The organism is Desulfogranum aggregans, assembly GCF_055398265.1.
In genome coordinates, this window is the sequence record NZ_AP042447.1 from 789,337 (window position 1) to 806,933 (window position 17,597).

General features: G+C 51.9%; 15 protein-coding genes. 11 read left to right on the forward strand and 4 right to left on the reverse strand.

The features are described from left to right. The first annotated feature begins 19 nt into the window (after positions 1-19). Positions 20-2,530, forward strand: a complete 2,511-nt coding sequence (gene priA, locus ACZ52Z_RS03725) for a replication restart helicase PriA (protein ID WP_464269417.1) — start codon at positions 20-22, stop codon at positions 2,528-2,530. Between the two features lie 96 nt (positions 2,531-2,626). Here the strand turns inward: priA and ACZ52Z_RS03730 are convergent, their stop codons facing one another. Further along, positions 2,627-3,046 (reverse strand): periplasmic heavy metal sensor, encoded by a 420-nt coding sequence (locus ACZ52Z_RS03730; protein WP_464269418.1) that lies wholly within the window; start codon positions 3,044-3,046, stop codon positions 2,627-2,629. Positions 3,047-3,371: 325 nt separating this feature from the next. Here ACZ52Z_RS03730 and ACZ52Z_RS03735 point away from each other — a divergent pair, with 325 nt between their 5' ends. Next, complete coding sequence (locus tag ACZ52Z_RS03735) at positions 3,372-5,216, forward strand: two-component system sensor histidine kinase NtrB (protein WP_464269419.1); 1,845 nt, start codon at positions 3,372-3,374, stop codon at positions 5,214-5,216. A gap of 22 nt (positions 5,217-5,238) precedes the next feature. Here ACZ52Z_RS03735 and ACZ52Z_RS03740 read toward each other — a convergent pair whose 3' ends face one another. Further along, complete coding sequence (locus ACZ52Z_RS03740; protein WP_464269420.1) at positions 5,239-5,454, reverse strand: hypothetical protein; 216 nt, start codon at positions 5,452-5,454, stop codon at positions 5,239-5,241. A gap of 175 nt (positions 5,455-5,629) precedes the next feature. On the opposite strand from ACZ52Z_RS03740, the gene ACZ52Z_RS03745 reads away from it, so the two are divergent. From ACZ52Z_RS03745 to ACZ52Z_RS03755, 3 genes are all read left to right on the forward strand, one after another. Continuing rightward, positions 5,630-6,184, forward strand: a complete 555-nt coding sequence (locus ACZ52Z_RS03745; RefSeq protein WP_464269421.1) for a YqgE/AlgH family protein — start codon at positions 5,630-5,632, stop codon at positions 6,182-6,184. A gap of 84 nt (positions 6,185-6,268) precedes the next feature. Next, positions 6,269-6,697: a YkgJ family cysteine cluster protein gene (locus ACZ52Z_RS03750; protein WP_464269422.1), complete on the forward strand. Its 429-nt coding sequence runs from the start codon at positions 6,269-6,271 to the stop codon at positions 6,695-6,697. Further along, entirely contained in the window at positions 6,694-7,167 is a 474-nt protein-coding gene (locus tag ACZ52Z_RS03755) for a 23S rRNA (pseudouridine(1915)-N(3))-methyltransferase RlmH (RefSeq protein WP_464269423.1), read from the forward strand. Before ACZ52Z_RS03750 ends, ACZ52Z_RS03755 begins: the two co-directional genes overlap by 4 nt. Here the strand turns inward: ACZ52Z_RS03755 and ACZ52Z_RS03760 are convergent. Continuing rightward, positions 7,158-8,282 (reverse strand): putative NPN-dependent ornithine cyclodeaminase, encoded by a 1,125-nt coding sequence (locus ACZ52Z_RS03760; protein ID WP_464269424.1) that lies wholly within the window; start codon positions 8,280-8,282, stop codon positions 7,158-7,160. The two genes, ACZ52Z_RS03755 and ACZ52Z_RS03760, sit on opposite strands and share 10 nt — an antisense overlap. 326 nt (positions 8,283-8,608) lie before the next feature. On the opposite strand from ACZ52Z_RS03760, the gene tsaE reads away from it, so the two are divergent. From tsaE to gmhB, 5 genes are all read left to right on the forward strand, one after another. Then, positions 8,609-9,178: a tRNA (adenosine(37)-N6)-threonylcarbamoyltransferase complex ATPase subunit type 1 TsaE gene (gene tsaE / locus ACZ52Z_RS03765; RefSeq protein ID WP_464269425.1), complete on the forward strand. Its 570-nt coding sequence runs from the start codon at positions 8,609-8,611 to the stop codon at positions 9,176-9,178. Positions 9,179-9,192: 14 nt separating this feature from the next. Further along, positions 9,193-10,410 carry an EAL and HDOD domain-containing protein gene (locus ACZ52Z_RS03770; protein WP_464269426.1) on the forward strand — a complete coding sequence of 406 codons (1,218 nt, stop codon included), beginning with the start codon at positions 9,193-9,195 and terminating at the stop codon, positions 10,408-10,410. 83 nt (positions 10,411-10,493) lie between these two features. Beyond that, positions 10,494-12,248 (forward strand): YcaO-like family protein, encoded by a 1,755-nt coding sequence (locus ACZ52Z_RS03775; protein WP_464269427.1) that lies wholly within the window; start codon positions 10,494-10,496, stop codon positions 12,246-12,248. A 4-nt stretch (positions 12,249-12,252) separates the two neighbouring features. Next, a complete protein-coding gene (gene waaF / locus ACZ52Z_RS03780; RefSeq protein ID WP_464269428.1) occupies positions 12,253-13,317 on the forward strand; it encodes a lipopolysaccharide heptosyltransferase II in 1,065 nt (354 codons plus the stop codon). A gap of 4 nt (positions 13,318-13,321) precedes the next feature. Continuing rightward, a complete protein-coding gene (gene gmhB, locus ACZ52Z_RS03785) occupies positions 13,322-13,915 on the forward strand; it encodes a D-glycero-beta-D-manno-heptose 1,7-bisphosphate 7-phosphatase (RefSeq protein WP_464269429.1) in 594 nt (197 codons plus the stop codon). Between the two features lie 25 nt (positions 13,916-13,940). On the opposite strand, the gene ACZ52Z_RS03790 is transcribed toward gmhB, so the two are convergent. Then, positions 13,941-14,249 carry a PilZ domain-containing protein gene (locus tag ACZ52Z_RS03790; protein ID WP_464269430.1) on the reverse strand — a complete coding sequence of 103 codons (309 nt, stop codon included), beginning with the start codon at positions 14,247-14,249 and terminating at the stop codon, positions 13,941-13,943. 416 nt (positions 14,250-14,665) lie between these two features. On the opposite strand from ACZ52Z_RS03790, the gene ACZ52Z_RS03795 reads away from it, so the two are divergent. Beyond that, positions 14,666-17,587, forward strand: a complete 2,922-nt coding sequence (locus tag ACZ52Z_RS03795; RefSeq protein WP_464269431.1) for a DUF294 nucleotidyltransferase-like domain-containing protein — start codon at positions 14,666-14,668, stop codon at positions 17,585-17,587. Positions 17,588-17,597: the final 10 nt, after the last annotated feature.

Genomic DNA, 17,597 nt, shown 5'->3' on the forward strand with positions numbered 1-17,597 from the left:
CTGGACACTGCAGGAAAAGATGATCCGCTATGAGGTTGCCGTCAATGCGCCGATCAACCATACGCTGACCTACGGCCACCCGGAAACCTCTGTCACGCCCATACCTGTTGGCAGTTGTGTGCTCGTACCTCTGGGTAACCGAAAGGTTACCGGCTATGTCCTGGACACGCTCGGTCCTGAAGAGGAAGGCGAGGAGCATTCTCGCCGTCCCATCAAGCCCATAGCTGAAGTCTTTGAACCTGCTCCGTTTTTTCCTGAGTTCCTTATCCCTCTCTATCGGTGGGTTGCCGAATACTATCATCATCCCCTGGGGGAAGTCATCAAAACCGCTTTACCGGCTGCTCCGTCGGCAAAAAGTGGTTTGCGTGCCCAGCTCACCGATCAGGGGCGGCAGATGCTGGCCGAATCCACTGTCGCAGAAACGGGAGAGGCCCAGCCGGCATGGTTGCGGCGTTTACTTGCAGAGGAGGAATTGTCCCCCAGTGCTGTCACCCGCATAAAACAGGATGTTTCACAACGAAAACAGCTCGAATCACTGATTCGTCGTAACTATGTGGCTCTCATACCGACCTTAATTGCCAGGCAGGTAAAGCCGAAAAAGGAAACCGTGTACGCTTTGGCGCCAGGTGGCCACAGCCCTGAAGAACTTCTTGCTGAGCTGCAGACTGGTCAACCCGTTAAGTCCTCCTTCCGACTGAAGGTCTCCGAACAGAAGGCTTTAACCGTGTTTCTCACCGCCTACCAGGCTGGTCGGGAGACGCCTGTTGGGCGAAAAGCCATATTAGGTCAGTACCGCAATGGCGCCAAGGCCCTGACATCGCTGTGCGAAAAAGGCATCATCACACAGCGGTCAAAGCGTCTCTATCGCGACCCTTTTGGGGAAACCATCCCCACGGTTGAATCACCGTTGGAACTCACCGAAGAACAAAACAAAGCACTCAAGGAGATAATTCCGGCAATAGAAGCTGCCGTTTTCCAGCCATTTCTTCTCTTCGGTGTTACCGGCTGCGGCAAGACTGAGGTGTACCTCAGGGCTGCGGAAGCCGCGCTGCAATCGGATAAATCAGCACTCATACTGGTACCGGAAATTGCCCTGGCAACGCAACTGGAAGCGCAGTTTTACTCACGCTTCGGGGAGCAACTGGCCTTGTTTCATAGCGGTCTTACCCCCGGAGAACGGGCTGATCAGTGGCAGCGGGTCGTTAATGGTATCGCCCGGGTGGTGCTCGGTGCCCGCTCTGCAGTTTTCGCCCCTCTCCATTCCCTGGGCGTGATAATCGTTGATGAAGAGCATGAACCGGCGTACAAGCAGGAGGATGGAGCGAGGTACAATGGACGTGATGTTGCTGTCATGCGCGCCAAGCAGGCTGGCTGTCCGATACTTCTCGGCACAGCCACGCCTTCCATAACCACCTATCATAACGCTGCCATTGGCAAGTATCGGTTGCTGACTATCACGAAGCGGGTAGAGGAAAAACCCCTGCCAACAGTGGAGGTGGTTGATCTTTCAGGACCCCGGAGAAGCAGGCACGATCTTTTTTTTTCCGATGAGTTGATTCACCATATTGGCCTCACCCTTGACAGGAGGCAGCAGGTGCTGTTGTTTGTCAACCGACGCGGCTTTTCCTCCTCCATGCTCTGTAGAGATTGTGGGCATATTGTGCAGTGCCGGCACTGTCACGTGTCCATGACCTATCACCGCCAACGTCGGAAACTGCTTTGTCATTATTGTGGATACAGTATGGGAACCCGTATTGTCTGCCCACAGTGTCATTCAGAGAATGTCGCCGGTGTCGGTCTGGGAGCAGAGCGGATAGAAGAAGAAGCCAAGCAGCTATTTCCTGCGGCAAGGGTAGCTCGGCTCGACAGCGATGTTGCCGGAAAAAGAAAACGCTACCTGTCGGTGCTCAAAGAGGTACGATCTGGAAATGTAGATATTCTCGTTGGAACGCAGATGATCGCCAAAGGCCTTCATTTCCCCGATATTACCCTTGTTGGCGTAATATGGGCAGACGCCGGTTTTTCCATTCCAGATTATAAGGCGGCTGAACGAACCTACGCTCTTTTATCTCAGGTGACGGGAAGGGCCGGTCGAGGCGTGGAGCCGGGGAAAGTCATCATTCAAACCAGCCAGCCGGAACACTATGCCATCGTTCATGCCAAAGCTCATGATTACGCCTCACTCTATGAAACCGAGTTGGCGTCCCGTGCGCCAATGGGCTTTCCTCCTTTTTCCAGGTTGATCAATATACTCTTCAGCGGAACTGATGAACGCAAGGTCGAACAGGCAGCCCGTAAAACCCAAACCCTTATTGCAGATAGGTGCAGACGGGAACAGATAACCGTTCTGGGGCCGTCACCTTCTCCTGTGAGCAAAATTAAGGACAGGTATAGGTGGCAGTTGCTCTTACAGGGGACAAATCCTGCAGGGCTCCACCGAATCTGCTCAGCAGTGCACGCTCAACAGAGGGGACATGGTTCACACGCGGTACGCGTGGCAGTGGACGTTGATCCGGAAAGTATGATGTAGGTGCGGCGGGTTGGACGGTTAGGCAAAACTCCCCCAGCAGGAGGAAAAGGAGGGAAAACCTGCCAGGGGAGGGGAGGAGGGGGAGATACGAGGTGATCAGTTCCATTTACCACGCATGCCTTTTTTTCCATCGCAACCCATCATGGCTCCGTGAAACCCCATGCCCACCGCAGGCAGCCCGTATTCCTGGGCCTTGATGCGCAATTGCTCGCGGAGGTCAAACAACTCACCGGCTATCTTTGAGGCCTTGGCCGGGTCGGGTGTCTCTGCTGCCATAACCGCACGCATAGAGGCGCGCTTTTCCATCATTTGCTTGCGCAATTCAGTGGTGTCCTGAAGGAATTTTTCGTGTGCCTTCTGCGTTACGGTGTCCATTTGCCGTGCCTGGCAGGGACTGTTGCCGCCCTGGCCGTGCCAGTTTGGTTTGGCAATAGCTGCCTGGGTGATAGCCAGGGATATACCGCTGGCAAGGATGGTCGCAAGGAGGATGGATTTTTTGTTTGGAATATTTTTCATTTTTTTCTCCACTTTGTAGGTTGAGGTGATGAACGCCTGTTGCACCCTGTTTATTGCCAACCGCGTGCCATGTTGCAAGTAAAAGCTATAATATGCTGAAATTATATAGAAAAATGATAAATTAAGGAGAGGGGACGTAAAGAGTTTTCTTCATGCGAGCTGCTGTTGTTTCTTTTTTACGCACTGTTTCGCTTAAGACTGGGTAAAAAATACACGCATTGTTTCAACCTGTTGTCCGTGGCGATGCACTGTTCGCTGCATGGTGCTTTGCACAGGGTGTATTTCTATATGTAAACATGGTCTCTAATTTGCAGAGAATCAAGCTATGCAGACACTCACCAGTTTTCTTCGATCCCGCTTTCTCTACGCCTCTCCCTGGCTCCTTACTGCGGCTGCCGGGCTGCTGATCATTATTATCGTCACGTTTGCCTTTCACAATCTTCGATTGGAAAAACGATTGATGACCAATGCCATGATGCAGAAGGCAGCCACGTTGATCAAGGCCGTGCAATCAGGGGCAAGGGCTTCCTACCTTGCCGACGTACGCAATAACTTTTGGGAAAGTGATCCCTGGCACAGCCATGTGCAGAAGGTGATCGATCATCTTGTCGAGGATACCGACATCATGGAGATAGCGTTGTTTGACGAACAGGGGAGCATCCTTGCCCATAGCGACCAACAACGCATCGGAACAAAGCGCTCGCTGGACAGCGAAATGTTCCACAGTGAAAGCGAAGCAGAGGAAAGTAAGGTGTATATATCCATACTCCCACAAAAAGAAGGCGGCCGGGTATTTGTTGCTGAAAAGAGAATTCGACCTATTCTTGTTGGCGGCATGCGAAAACCAACCCATCATCATGAACGTGGGATGTTCTTTTTCGATCGAAAACGACAGCGTCCACCGGCTATGGGGATGTTTTTTGAAAGGAGCAAAAGTAGTCGACCGTTTTTTCTGCTGGTTGGGCTGGATATGCATGAGTATGAACAAACACTCGGCAGGTTGCGGCTGCAAATAGTTATCCTTTCCCTGGCAATGCTCCTGGTTGGTTTGGCCGGTTGGTTTTCCCTCTCCATGGTGCAAGGCTACAGGGTCTCTCAGAAAACGCTTAATGCCATCCAGGCCTTTACTTCTCTGCTCATCACCACCTTGCCGGTGGGCATTATCGCCACCGATAAATCTGGCCGTATCGCAACATGGAACCAGGCGGTGGACAATATAACCGGTATCAGCGACACTGAAGCTTTAGGAAAAAAGCCCCATGAAATTCTTCCGCCGGCGCTGGCTGTTTTTTTTGACGATGCACCGCGCAGACATCACCCTGCAGCGGACGATGAACAGGAAGTCCGCCTCGCTGATCGGTATCCTCCGCTGGTCTTGCTCTGTCGCCTCATTCAAATCTACGACAATAATAAAGTGTGTGTGGGCGATGTGCTGCTGCTTTCAGATATCTCCAAGGTCAAGCGGCTTGAACAGAAAATGCGGGAAAGCGAACGGTTGGCTGCCATCGGTCGAATGGCCGGTGGAGTGGCGCACGAAGTACGAAATCCTTTAAGCTCGATTAAGGGGCTGGGGCTCCTGCTGAAAAACTCTTTTCTGCCGGGATCCAAAGAACATGATACTGCAGACCTGCTGATTCAGGAAACCGATCGCATGAACCGCACTATTACAGAGATGCTCAGCTTTACTCGTCCTTCCTCGCTCAGCCTGCAGCCGGTTGATGTACGGCAATTGCTGGAAAAGGAAATAGAATTGATCAGGGCGGAAAGCGAAGATAATGCTATTGCTATCGAGCTTCGAGTCCAAGAAGGTTTGCGGCACGTGCACGGGGATAAGGACAGGTTGACGCAAGTCCTGATGAATATTCTATTGAACTCCATTCAGGCCATGCCTGATGGAGGTAGCCTCTCGCTTGAAGCGGAAAGCGTAGAGCAGGGGGAGTGGGTGCAGATAATTATCAGGGATACCGGGCAGGGGATGGATGAGGCTATACTCGCTCAGGTTTTTTACCCCTATTTCACCACCAAGAAGAAGGGAACCGGGATTGGGCTTGCCATATCGCAGAAAATTATTCTTGATCATGGGGGGACCATCACTGTGGCCAGCGAAGCAGGACAGGGAACAACGGTTACTCTGTTGCTCCCTGCTGCCGATCCGGGGAGGAAGAAATGATTTTTCCCGTACACACTTGGTCTCAGCCCTCATCCAGGTGGTCATTTGCGGAAGGGGCAGCGGAAAAATTTTTATCAAGAAATGCGCAATCGGCCGGGCATAAGTCAAAACGGATTTCAGCTTCCTGCAGCAGTTTTTCCCTGGTGGCCGTTGGCCGTTTTTCCAGGTTTTCGCTTAACCAGAGCAATGCCTTTTTCACTTTTTCAGAATGAGGATACAGTGATGTGCAATCAGTCATAGTGGGTGCCTTGTAGGGTGAAGGTGTGAGTGAATATGTCCGCACCTTTCATAGCATGATTCACCGAGAAGAGCCATGGTTTGCCATTCTCTTTCCAGTGGATGGCTGATCCTCCTTGACTGTTGAAACAGTCAAGTGATAGGATCTTTGTAAACAAACTACGAGCAGAGTTACTATGGAAAGTCTTGCCGGCCATTTTCTCATATCCACCCCGCAGATGCCAGATCCTCGTTTTCAGAGGCAGGTCATCTATATGTGTGCCCATAATGAAGAAGGGGCCATGGGCGTTGTTATAAATAATCCTAACCATGAAATCACTCTTCTGGAAGTGTTTCATGGTGCGAATCTGCCCATCCCGGAAGGTCCCCTGCCACCTGTATATATTGGCGGCCCGGTGGAAATGGATGCCGGGTTTATTCTTTTTCTGAGCGCCAAGGAAGCAGACCAGTTTTCCCTGGCAGTGACTGAAGAAGTATCGCTGTCGCGTGATACGCGCCTGCTTGAGGATATCAGCCTAGGAAAAGGACCCCGAGAGTATATCTTCCTGCTCGGCTATGCAGGGTGGGGACCCGGACAGCTGGAAGCCGAGCTGGTTGACAACAGCTGGCTGACCGTAGAAGGGGACTTGGACGTCCTCTTTCATACCCCAGACGAATTGAAGTGGAAAAAAGCTGCAGCGCGTTTGGGTATAGACATCTCCATTCTCGGTGATGCCATCGGTTCTGCCTGATCCACGCATACGGCAAAATGAGTCGACATTGAGCCAGTGCCTGCCGCCTTTTTATCTTAGAGCCCTCTCTAGGGAGAGTCTTTCATGCAATCTAAAGAAACGTTTACCATAGACGAAATTTTTCAGTGCACCCGCTGTGGTTTTTGCTGCCATGGAGAGACGACCGTTTCCCTCTCCGCCTATGACCAGAAGCGTATGGCCGCTGAACTGGGTATGAGCATTGAAGAAGCGCGGGAAACGTACTGGCGTCTTTCCGGCAACGTTGTGCAAATGCAAGTGAAGGATGGTCACTGTATTTTTTATGATCCGGAAATCAAAGGCTGTTCGGTGCATGCCGGACGGCCGGAACGGTGCAGGGAGTGGCCGCTGCACCCCAGCATTCTTGCTGATAAGAACAACTATACCACCATTGTCGATTCCTGCCCGGGCCTCAATCGAGAGATGGAGTATGAGGAGTTCTGCAGCAGGTTGCGCTTTTTTCTGGAAAAGGGGGCGGGGCAAGAGCAGCCATGAAGCTGATCCTTCCCCTGCTTGGAAAAACCAAGCAAGCGTACCTCGACGAGGGCATACGCGATTACAGCAAACGGTTGAGTCATTTTATGCAGGTGGACCTGCCGGTGCTCAAAGGGAAGAACAGCCGCAGTCTTCCGGACGAACAACTCAAGCGTCATGAGGCTGAATTACTGCTGGATGCAATCAGCTCGTGCAGACAGGGGGTGGTTGTCGCACTTGACCCGCAGGGAAAGATGGTGGACTCTCCGGGGTTGGCTTCCCTGCTCGACCAGTGGCAGATGCAGGGGGTTGATAGTGCGGCCTTTCTTATTGGTGGGCATCTGGGGTTGCATCCATCCATCGTTGAGCGGGCCGATCAGTTGCTCTCGCTTTCCCGGCTGACCTTTACCCATGAGATGACCAGACTCATCACCCTGGAACAGCTGTATCGGGCCTGTACCATCCTAGCAGGTCAAAAATATCACAAATGATCCATCGGCGCAGGGGAAGAGACGGCTTCCAGCTTTCGGGCTACATGGACTATAAAATCCTGAACATTGGTGAGAATGGCCTTGGCCATCAGTGAGCCCCGATCGCACAATTTATTCACCGCAAATTCACTCATATCCACCGAATAAAAATACACTGGCCGAAGATTCCCCTCGTGGTCAAAGGTGAAAGAGGGAGTCATGTTGCCGCTGGCGATCGTATGTAGCTGGGTCGCGAGCCCTATTACCGTTGTTGCCTGGGATGTAAATGAACGCATCTTCTCCTGGGCCGCGTAGACATCAGCGATAACGCCAGGCAACGGGCCATCGTCCCGTATGGAACCGGCGAGTACATAGGGAATGTTGGAGGTTACCAGGCTGTACATGACCCCTTCACAGAGGAGTCCCCGCTTGACAGCTGCCTCCACACTGCCGGCTCTACGGATGGTGTTGATAGCCTCCAGGTGCTTGTAGTGTCCATCGCTTACTCTTGTTTTGTGATAGAGCTCCTGCCCCAGGGCGGTACCGAAGAAAGCTGCCTCGATATCATGGGTGGCTAGGGCATTGCCTGCCAGCAGCGCATCCACATAGCCATGTTGAATAAGGGTTGAAAAGGCTGAGCGGGCATCATGGTCGAAAATAACTGCCGGTCCCACGACCCAGACCACATATCCGTTGGTGCGCTCATAGGCCAACAGGTCGTAGAGCATGTCATAATCGATACTGAAAGCCGTTTCACGACTGCGATTGGAGCGAAAGGTGAAGAGTTCTTCATGACCATCGCCTTCGACAAACCCACTGGCATGGACATAGATGCCTTCTTCTCCGTTGTTCGTGCGCCCAATGGCTACCAGGTCATCGCGTCGTAACCTTCTGAATTCTGTGACTGCCAGGGTGTCGTCTGGTTGCAGCACGACCACAGCGTCCATTCTTGAACGGCCTGCCAGCAGCCAGTGTCCTCTTCTGACATGAAAATATTCAGGATAGATGGTCGTTGCGTGAAATCCTTCCGGTGCCACCCCGTCCTGTTCGACGGGTACAAAGGTTGCCAATGGTGCGTCGGCAAGTGGCGGCGTGTCAAAATCAGGAGCGGTATAGGCAGGCATGGTGAAAGACATCTGTACCTCCCGGGCAGTGGTATGGTCAAGGCAATCAGGGCAAAAAGGGTACACCTTGAGTCAAAGTGGCAATACCTTGAGGGAATCACCTGAGGTTACAGTGGTGATACAAAGAAAAATTGTCAATCGATTCAGGTGAATATTTCTTTTTTTCTGCCAATGTCGAGACCTCCTTCAAGGAGGATGCAACCCGGTTAATAGGCCGGGGGGAGTATTGGGTATCCGGAAAACGCATATGCTGTTCGGCTATCCCAGAGACTGTTTTTCGCCCTGGTTAAAATACCCCTTGCCCAGAACACGTAAACTCCCTACAATGCCGTCAGAGAATGAACAGTAAAATTAACCGCCGGCTATCGACCTGTCCGCCAGCCGGGGTATCCCCTGAACAGCGCATTTCTGCACCATTGTCACAGCAAAACCGTTTCATCTCCAGGCCGCTTAACCTGGAGCAGCTTACCGAATTTGCCGCCCAGTTTGCCCCCCTCCTCCATGCTGGCGATACCATACTGTTGTCAGGCGAGCTTGGGGCGGGAAAAACGGCCTTGGTCCAGCTTCTAGCCAGACAACTGGATGTCAGTGATGAGCAGTATGTTTCCAGCCCTTCTTTTGCCCTTATGCATGAATATTCAGGCAGGCTGCCCATTTATCACATGGACCTATACCGTCTCAGCGACGAGGAGGATGTGGAAGCCGCCGGCCTGCTCGATTATTTCGATCACCAAGGCATATGTTTCGTTGAATGGCCGGTGCGGTTGGGGAGTGCTATGCCACGCCAGTATCTTGACCTGGAAATACACATTCACGATCAAGCACATCGTCGTCTCACGTTCACCTTTCACGGAGAGGATTGGCAACAGCGGCGTGATCGCATAGCGCAACTGCTTAAAGCTGCGTAACTTACCAGGATTGAATGGATATCTATCTTGCAAGGCAACCGATTTTTGATCGTAAACAGCGGGTCTTCGGCTACGAAGTACTCTACCGGGGGGAACTGCAGAACTACTTTCCCCTGGAGGTGGATGGAGAACTTGCCACCAGTACCGTTCTTGCCCACACCCTCATGAATATTGGCCTGGAAAGGGTTGCCGGCGGCAAAAAGGCGCTGATAAACTTTACCGCACAGCACCTGCTAGACGGCACCCCCCTGCAAATGCCCCATGAGACGTGTATCGTAGAAATCCTGGAAAATATTCCCCCGACCAAAGAAATTCTCACTGCCTGCGAGCAGTTAAAGCAGCGCGGCTATACACTGGCACTGGATGACTACTGTTTTGAGGAAATCCAGGAGCCTTTCCTTCAGTGGGTGGATGTGGTGAAAGTGGATATGAGGGCGTGTAGTCCGGATCGATTACAGACCAACATCAGCCATATTGCCAAAGATCGCCACCAGTCGATGCTTGCTGAAAAAATTGAGCAGCAGGATGAGTATGCCCGATGCCGTGAGATGGGCTTTCACTATTTTCAGGGGTACTTTTTCAGTAAACCTGAAGTGATACACAAACAAAAACTCGATATTACCCAGGTCACACTTCTTGCCATGATGGCCGAGGTGACCCGCCCGGATTTTAGCTTTTCTCGTGCAGAAAAGATGATCTCCTCAGATGTTTCCCTCTCGTTTAAACTGCTGCGCTACATCAATTCAGCCTACTATTCCCTGGTTTCCAAGGTGAAATCCATCCGCCATGCGCTGGCGTATCTCGGCGAGAAAGGAACCCGCCAGTTTGTCTGTCTGGTGGTCGCATCAGAATTAGCGGTCAACAAAACGCCTGAGCTTACCCGGTTAGCCATAATCCGCGGCCAGTTGTGTAAATTGCTTGCTCTTCAGTGCCGTGCTGGGTATGACGAGTCCGAAGTTTTTCTGTTAGGCTTGTTCTCCCTCCTTGATGCCATGCTTGATCGGCAAATGGAAGAGGTGCTGCACCAGTTGCCCCTTGATGAAAGCCTCTACAATGCGCTTGTCCAGCGAACGGGGCCGCTTGCACCCTTTCTGCTGACGGTAGAGGCCTATGAAAAAGGCGACCTGCAGACATGTATGCACCATCTTTCCCGATTAAACATTTCCAGTGAGGCGATGGTTTCGTCCTACTTTCAAGCATTGCAATGGGCAGATTTGTTTAATGAGGAGTAAACAGGGGTAGTATTAACCGCCATTATTTCTCACCAATTTATCTGTCCTTCCCTATACCATTTTATTCACTTTGTGTTGTGTATATGAAACAAAAGATAGTAACGCTGCGTCCGTGTAAAAAAACATACACCTATGACCAGGACAAAGCATGTTCGCCCGTAGAGACGGTAGAACGGTTCCACCAGCGCCTCAGGTCCACCCGCCTGGATATCCTTAAAGAGGTGAAGCGAATAGATAACGGAAGGCTGGATATCCCCGTCTATTTTTCTGTCTGTGGAGACGATGCCGTCCATATTATCGGTAACAAGAAACAGATGGGCAAAGGGTCTACGCCCGAACAGTCCCGTGCAAGTGCCTGCATGGAGTTGGGCGAGCGATTTTCCTTCTTCAGCTTCATCGGTGATCAGGAGAATTTTATTACCGGCGATTATCAGGCTATGGAACAGGCCGGATACCCGGTTTTACCGGCAGAGGTTCTACTCACTTCGGTGCATGATACCACCCTTGATGCCGGCACCCTAAAAAAACTGCTCACCGGTATACCAATGCAGTGGACCTGGTCAACCAGGCTTTCCGACATGGAACCGGTGCTGCTTCCTTTCAGCTGGTTTTATGCCATCAACGAATTCAATGGCCCATCTGCCGGTAACACCTACGAAGAGGCGGTCATGCAGGGGATCTGTGAGATAATAGAACGGCATGTTTGTGCCGTGATCAGCAGGGAGAAACTCCAGACCCCGGCTATTGACCTTGACTCCATCACTGACCCGGTAGCCGTGGAACTGATAGAAAAATTTCGTGCCAATAACATCCAGCTTCATCTACAGGACTTTTCCCTGGATACAGGTATTCCCACCATCGGTGCTCTGGCCTGGGATCCAGAGACATTCCCTGAAAAAAGCGAAATCGTTTTCACCGCTGGAACAACGCCGGATGCAGCCAAAGCCGTTATACGTGCCCTGACCGAAGTGGCGCAGCTAGCCGGCGACTTCAACAGCGGCTCCAATTATGTCGCCAGCGGGTTGCCTAAACCCCTGCAACTGGAAGACGTAGCGTATGTAATTAACAGCGACAGGAATGTTCAACTGGCTGAAATACCCGATGTAAATGACGATGACATCTTTCAGGAGGTGCAGAACTGTATCGCGGCTGCCCGTAAAATGGGCACAGATATCTATGTCCTAGACACTACCCATCCGGAGCTGCAGATACCGGCCCTGTACACTATTATTCCCGGAGCACACTTTCGCGAGAGAGCCATGGGCGGCAACAGCGCAATGTTTGCCGCCAAGCTTGCGGCCACCCTGCTCGAGGGACAACAGCGAAGAGATGCCTTGGACGCTATGGAAAGGCTCCTGCCCACAGCCTATTATCTTCATTTCTACAAGGGACGGGAGGCCTACGAATTGGGTGCGCTCGAAGAAGCACTGGCCCATTTCGACAGGGCCCTTACTCACCAGCCTCATGCAGAGGATCTTCCGTATATTTATTCGTACAAGGGCAGTTGCTTGCGGGATATGGGACGTTTCAGCGAGGCTATCACTGCCCTCAAGGAGGGGTTGCGCATTGACGAAGAACGACCGGACATGCACAATACCATTGGCGTATGCTACTTCAAGGACGAACAGTACCCACAGGCCGTGCGCCACTTTCGACGGGCAGTGGAGCTGAATCCTGTTTCCGCCATTGATTACGCAAATCTGGCGCTTAATCTGGAGAAAACCGGCAGCAGGGAGGAGGCAATTGAAAATTACCAGATTGCCTTGGGACAGGACCCCACCATCGAATTTGCGATAGAGCGGCTGGGACAACTGCTCGAGCAGGCAGATAAAAGGTGATTCCGTGCTGCGACCTTTTCCCTCCACACCCAAAAAAATTCTCATTCGCTCAACCAACTGGATCGGCGATGCGGTTATGACCACCCCGGCCGTCCGCACCATCCGGGATAATTTTCCCGAGAGCCACATAACCCTCCTGGCTCTCCCATGGGTCGGAGATATTTTCCGTTCCAGCCCAAGGGTCGATGCGATCATCACCTATGATAAAAACAATCTACATCAGGGATTACGCGGTAAATGGACATTGGCCCGGGAGCTCGCCCAACACCGCTTTGACTGTGCAATTCTGCTGCAGAATGCATTTGAGGCGGCCCTGATCACGACCCTAGCCGGCATACCGGTAAGAGGAGGGTACACCACCGATGCGCGGGGTATGCTCCTTACCCACGGTGTACGGAAGAGCCCCCAAATCAACACCAAACACCAGGTCCATTATTATCAGGAAATGCTTCAGGGGCTTGGTTTACGGCCATCGGCGAATGTCCTCGAACTGTTTATTCCGTCAGCCGTCAGGCACCAAGCCCGAACCAGCATCAACCAACTGACCGGCGATGATTCCGGGGAATTGCCAGTGGTCGGATTCAACCCAGGAGCGGCTTATGGCCCGGCAAAAAAATGGCCTGCAGAGAAGTATGCAGCCCTGGCCCGGCTCATAAGTGAGGGCACGGATGCGGCTATTGCGGTGTTCGGTACTGCTGCAGATAACCAGGCGGCACAAATGATCGGAGAAAATGTTGCTGATCGAAAAAAGTTTCTCGACTTTACCGGAAAAACAACCTTGCTCGACGCCATGGCATTGATCAGTCACTGCAGCGCATTTGTCACCAATGATTCCGGCCTGATGCATGTGGCTGCTGCCCTGCATGTGCCGCTTGCGGCCATTTTCGGCTCCACGGATCACATTGCGACCGGGCCCTATTCGGAAAAGAGTACCATCATCCGTAAACCGCTCCCGTGCAGCCCGTGCAAACAGACGCACTGCCCGGAAAAACATCTGCGTTGCCTGCGGCAGATAGAGGTAGACGAAGTGTATTCAGCGGTTTCCGATCTCCTAACCTCCACAGTCTAAAACAATGTCACACCCATTGCGACCTGCGGTTTTTCTTGACAGGGACGGCACCATCAACGAACAGATGGGATATATCAACCATATCTCGCGTTTTCAGCTGCTCCCCGGTGTTGGCGCAGCTATTCGCCGACTAAACGATCTGTCCATTCCCGTGGTTGTCGTTACCAACCAGTCCGGACTGGCCAGAGGCTATTTTCCGGCTTCACTGCTTGAAGAGGTGCATCAAAAGATGCACTCGCAACTTGCGGAAGAGGGGGCGCATGTTGACGGCATCTTTATCTGTCCGCATCATCCGGAGGCTAAGGAGGCCCGTTACCGGATCGACTGCGACTGCAGAAAGCCAAAAACCGGGTTGCTGCAACAGGCGGCAGCAGAACTGCACCTGGACCTGACGGCTTCTTTTGTGGTGGGAGACAGGTGGTCGGATATCCGGTGCGGCGATGCGGTAGGTGCACGTACCATACTTGTGCTTACCGGTTATGGACAGGGCGACGCAGTCTATATAGGTCCACAGCAAACCGTGCAGCCGCACCACATTGCACCAGATTTAGGGGAAGCGGTTCAATGGATACTGGCTCAGCTGAGCCACTGCCCATGACCAATCAGCTGCATGGGTTGCGCGATTACAATGTTCGGCGCATCATGGCCGCCATGGAGTCGATAAACTCCGCACCTATGCGTGAACCCGCTATATTCTGCAAACGGACCTTTCTCGTGACCATGGCACCGGAGGCGACCCGGTATTTGATCTCCAGCTCCTGACCGATACGCAGTCGCCGCGATTGTCCCGATTTCACTGTAAATCCAAGGCCGGTCGGTGAAACGTCACGAAGCTGGGCACGCATGACCACCCCTTTGCCTGCTGTGGCCAGGGCCTGTCCACTGATCGATTCGCGCATAAATCCACGGTGATTGAGAATATAGCTCGACACTTTGCCACATTTGCAGCGGACCATTTTTCGCCGGTTCGTGGTCGAGACAGGGACGTACCTGATGGATTTGCATCGTGAACAGACAACATGTATACGTCCACCTTTTACATCGCAACTCTTAGTTCTCCCGCGCATAAACAATCCTCTCCTATCGGTGGTACCTTTTCAGAAAAAGTACCGGTTCCCTCGCCGTAGTATGTCCAGCCTGCCGCCTCGCGGCTGGCAGTCAGTTGTTTTCTGTACAGAATATCTCTAGAGGAATATATGGAGGTATGGTATTTAATACAACCGTAAAAGGATCAGCAACTTGCGATCAGACCATCTGAAGGCCAGCTGTTGCCCCTGACCAGCCTGCCGCGTCGAATTTTTATGGCAGTCATTGTCTCCCGATGCTCACTTCCATCAAGGAGGATTGTATGCCGCCTGAAAAGGATGTTCGAGTCTGGCGCCCGTTTATCTATCGTATCATCCTGCCCTCACTGCTTGCCATTTCCCTGTTTGTCGCTATCATTTTCCTGTTGATCATTCCCTCTCTGGAAAAATCCATGATGGCCGGCAAGCAGGAGATGATCAAGGAACTCTCCTTTGCCGCCTGGTCCATTGTCAATAAAGCAGCAGAACAGGAAGTTGACGACACCCTGAGCCGCCGGGAGGCCCAGCGGCAGGCCCTGCAGTATATTCAGTTTCTTCGTTATGGAGAAGAAATCAAGGATTACTTCTGGGTGATGGACCTCAGCCCGAAAATGCTCATGCACCCGTACCGGACTGATCTTATCGGCCAAGAGCTCGACAACTTCAGAAACCAGGAGGGCAGGGAGCTGTTCAATGAGTTTGTCCAGGTCGCCCAGGAGAGGGGAGACGGGTATGTTCGATACCTGTGGGAAGATAAAGACAACCCGAACCTGACTGTTCCCAAACTCTCCTACGTCAAGCTGTTTAAGCCTTGGGGATGGATTATCGGTACAGGAATTTACCTGGAAGATGTGCGACTGGAGATCAAATCGTTGACCAACCGGCTGCTTATTCTTTCGCTCGGCATTACTGCCGTTATTACCGCGCTGCTCTTTTTTATCACACGGGAGAGCATGAAGATTGAGTCCCGGCGGCAGGAAAACGAGCGCCGTCTCCGCGAAGCTGGAGAGAAATATAAATCCTTGGTCGATGCCTCTACCGAGGGCGTCATGATGATCATCGACCGGCAAATAGTCTATGCAAATAAAATCATAGAGGACATCAGCGGCTACTCGGAAAGCGAGATTGCCGAGATTCCCCCGGCCGACCTCATTACCTTTTCACCTTCAGCCGACCACCCTTTTCGCAACGGCGGGGAGGTGCTCAATGGTGAGCATCAGACCCAACTGGAGGGGTTGCTTCACCATAAGACAGGCTCATCCTTTGATATCCTCCTGTCGGTCTCACCCATGGAGATCAGCGGGCAATCCGGCACGATCTTCATTATTCGAGACATCAGTACCCAAAAACAGATTGACGGTGAGCTGGGGTCTAGACGAAAGAAATTTGAACACCTCACCGATAATATCAGTATTGGGGTGTTTCGTACAACGTACGGCGGCGACGAGGTCTTTGTCGAAGCAAATCCCGCTACAGCTGACATCTTCGGTATGCCGACAAATGAACAACTCTTTACGGTTTCTTTGCGCACACTGTTTAGTAATCCGCAGCAGTATCGACATTTTAAGCAAATGCTGCGCAGTGATGAAGCGGTCAACAATATGGTTTTTGACTATCAAAAAACCGATGGATCCATAGCTACCCTCTCCCTGACCGCTGTCCTGGTAAAAAACGCCTATGGTCAACCTGTCTATTGCGACGGGTTTGTAGAGGATATAACAGAGCGGCATCGCAGGGAGGTTGAGCGGGAAGGGTTGATTAGTGAGTTGAAGGCAAGTCTGCTGTTCCAGAACGAGCCTATTCATAAGGCTCATGCTGTCGCCATACCAACCTGCTCGCTCTCTACCTCCATCGAGCTCGCCACCCGATTCATGACCCATGCAGGCTCAAGCGCCATACTGGTAACCTCAGATCATCAGGGCTCTCCGGTTGGCATTGTCACTGATAATGACATACGTGAGCGGATGGTTGCACGCGGAATGCGGAGCACGGAATCGGTATCTTCTATTATGAGTGCTCCGCTTATCGGCATATCCGGCGACGCCCTCATCTTTGAGGGCATTGTCGAGATGCTGGAAAATCGCGTCGATCATTTACTGGTCCGTGATCCCCAGGGAGCCTACTTCAAAGTAATAAGCGCCAAAAATCTTCTTAAAAATCAGCAGTATATACTAACAAAGCTTATCCGTGACATTGACAGCGCCCATTCTCCGGTAGAGCTGGCCAACCTGAAGGGGCGTCTACCTGAACTGGTCCAGCGCCTTTTTGAGAGCGCACCTGATGCCCGCAACCTCACCCGGATTATTTCCGCTGTTGCCGAGGCTGTGATGAAAAAGTGCATTGTCCTGGCTATTGCTGATCTTGGCCCACCGCCCTGTGCCTATGCGTTTATGGCTCTGGGCAGTGTAGGGCGGGAGGAGCAGACCCTGGTCACTGACCAGGATAACGCCATAGTCTATGCCAATGTTGATGCCATTGACGAGGAAGCCACCGCAGCCTATTTTCTGGCAATGGGGGAAAAAGTCTGCACCTGGCTCGATGCAGCCGGATATACCCTCTGCAAGGGAGAGGTGATGGCCAAAAACCCCAAGTGGTGTCAACCGGTTCGCGTATGGGAGGACTATTTTCGCACGTGGGTATCGGCAATGGAACCAGCAGACCTGCTGGACACCAAGATATTTTTTGATTTTCGCTGGGTCAATGGTGATCTGGAGCTGGTTACCGGTTTACGCTCTTTTCTCCACCAACTGACCGATACCAAGCCTCTGTTTTTTTACCACCTAGCCCAGAATTGCCTGCAGTCAAAACCGCCGCTCAATTTTTTTAAAAATATTGTAGTGGAATCCAGCGGTGAGCACCGGGAAATGTTCAGCCTGAAAAAGGCAATGACGCCCCTGGTTGATTACACCAGGATTTATTCACTGCGTCACCATATCCCCCAGACCAACACTTTTGCCCGGTTCAACCAGTTGCAAGCCAAAGGGCACTTAAGTGAAAAAGAGTGTCAGGAATTGACCTTGGTCTATAAATACCTGCTTGAATTGCGTTTTAAGCACCAAATCCTGGCTCTTGCTCATGGAAAAGAACCGGACAACTACATCAACCCCAAGTTGGTCACCGAGATGGAACAGGTGGTTCTTCGGGAAGCCCTTTCCCAGGTAGCGGATTTCCAAACTAAGATGGGTTTTGATTTTAAACAAATATGATTTATCAATG

Excerpts from the sequence above, each read along its gene's own strand:
- ACZ52Z_RS03760 (WP_464269424.1), bottom strand. The coding sequence starts at position 8,282 with ATGTCTTTCACCATGCCTGCCTATACCGCTCCTGATTTTGACACGCCG.
- ACZ52Z_RS03795 (WP_464269431.1), top strand. The coding sequence starts at position 14,666 with ATGCCGCCTGAAAAGGATGTTCGAGTCTGGCGCCCGTTTATCTATCGT.
- ACZ52Z_RS03735 (WP_464269419.1), top strand. The coding sequence starts at position 3,372 with ATGCAGACACTCACCAGTTTTCTTCGATCCCGCTTTCTCTACGCCTCT.
- ACZ52Z_RS03745 (WP_464269421.1), top strand. The coding sequence starts at position 5,630 with ATGGAAAGTCTTGCCGGCCATTTTCTCATATCCACCCCGCAGATGCCA.
- ACZ52Z_RS03775 (WP_464269427.1), top strand. The coding sequence starts at position 10,494 with ATGAAACAAAAGATAGTAACGCTGCGTCCGTGTAAAAAAACATACACC.
- gmhB (WP_464269429.1), top strand. The coding sequence starts at position 13,322 with ATGTCACACCCATTGCGACCTGCGGTTTTTCTTGACAGGGACGGCACC.
- tsaE (WP_464269425.1), top strand. The coding sequence starts at position 8,609 with ATGAACAGTAAAATTAACCGCCGGCTATCGACCTGTCCGCCAGCCGGG.
- priA (WP_464269417.1), top strand. The coding sequence starts at position 20 with ATGATCCGCTATGAGGTTGCCGTCAATGCGCCGATCAACCATACGCTG.
- ACZ52Z_RS03750 (WP_464269422.1), top strand. The coding sequence starts at position 6,269 with ATGCAATCTAAAGAAACGTTTACCATAGACGAAATTTTTCAGTGCACC.
- ACZ52Z_RS03740 (WP_464269420.1), bottom strand. The coding sequence starts at position 5,454 with ATGACTGATTGCACATCACTGTATCCTCATTCTGAAAAAGTGAAAAAG.
- ACZ52Z_RS03770 (WP_464269426.1), top strand. The coding sequence starts at position 9,193 with ATGGATATCTATCTTGCAAGGCAACCGATTTTTGATCGTAAACAGCGG.
- ACZ52Z_RS03755 (WP_464269423.1), top strand. The coding sequence starts at position 6,694 with ATGAAGCTGATCCTTCCCCTGCTTGGAAAAACCAAGCAAGCGTACCTC.
- ACZ52Z_RS03730 (WP_464269418.1), bottom strand. The coding sequence starts at position 3,046 with ATGAAAAATATTCCAAACAAAAAATCCATCCTCCTTGCGACCATCCTT.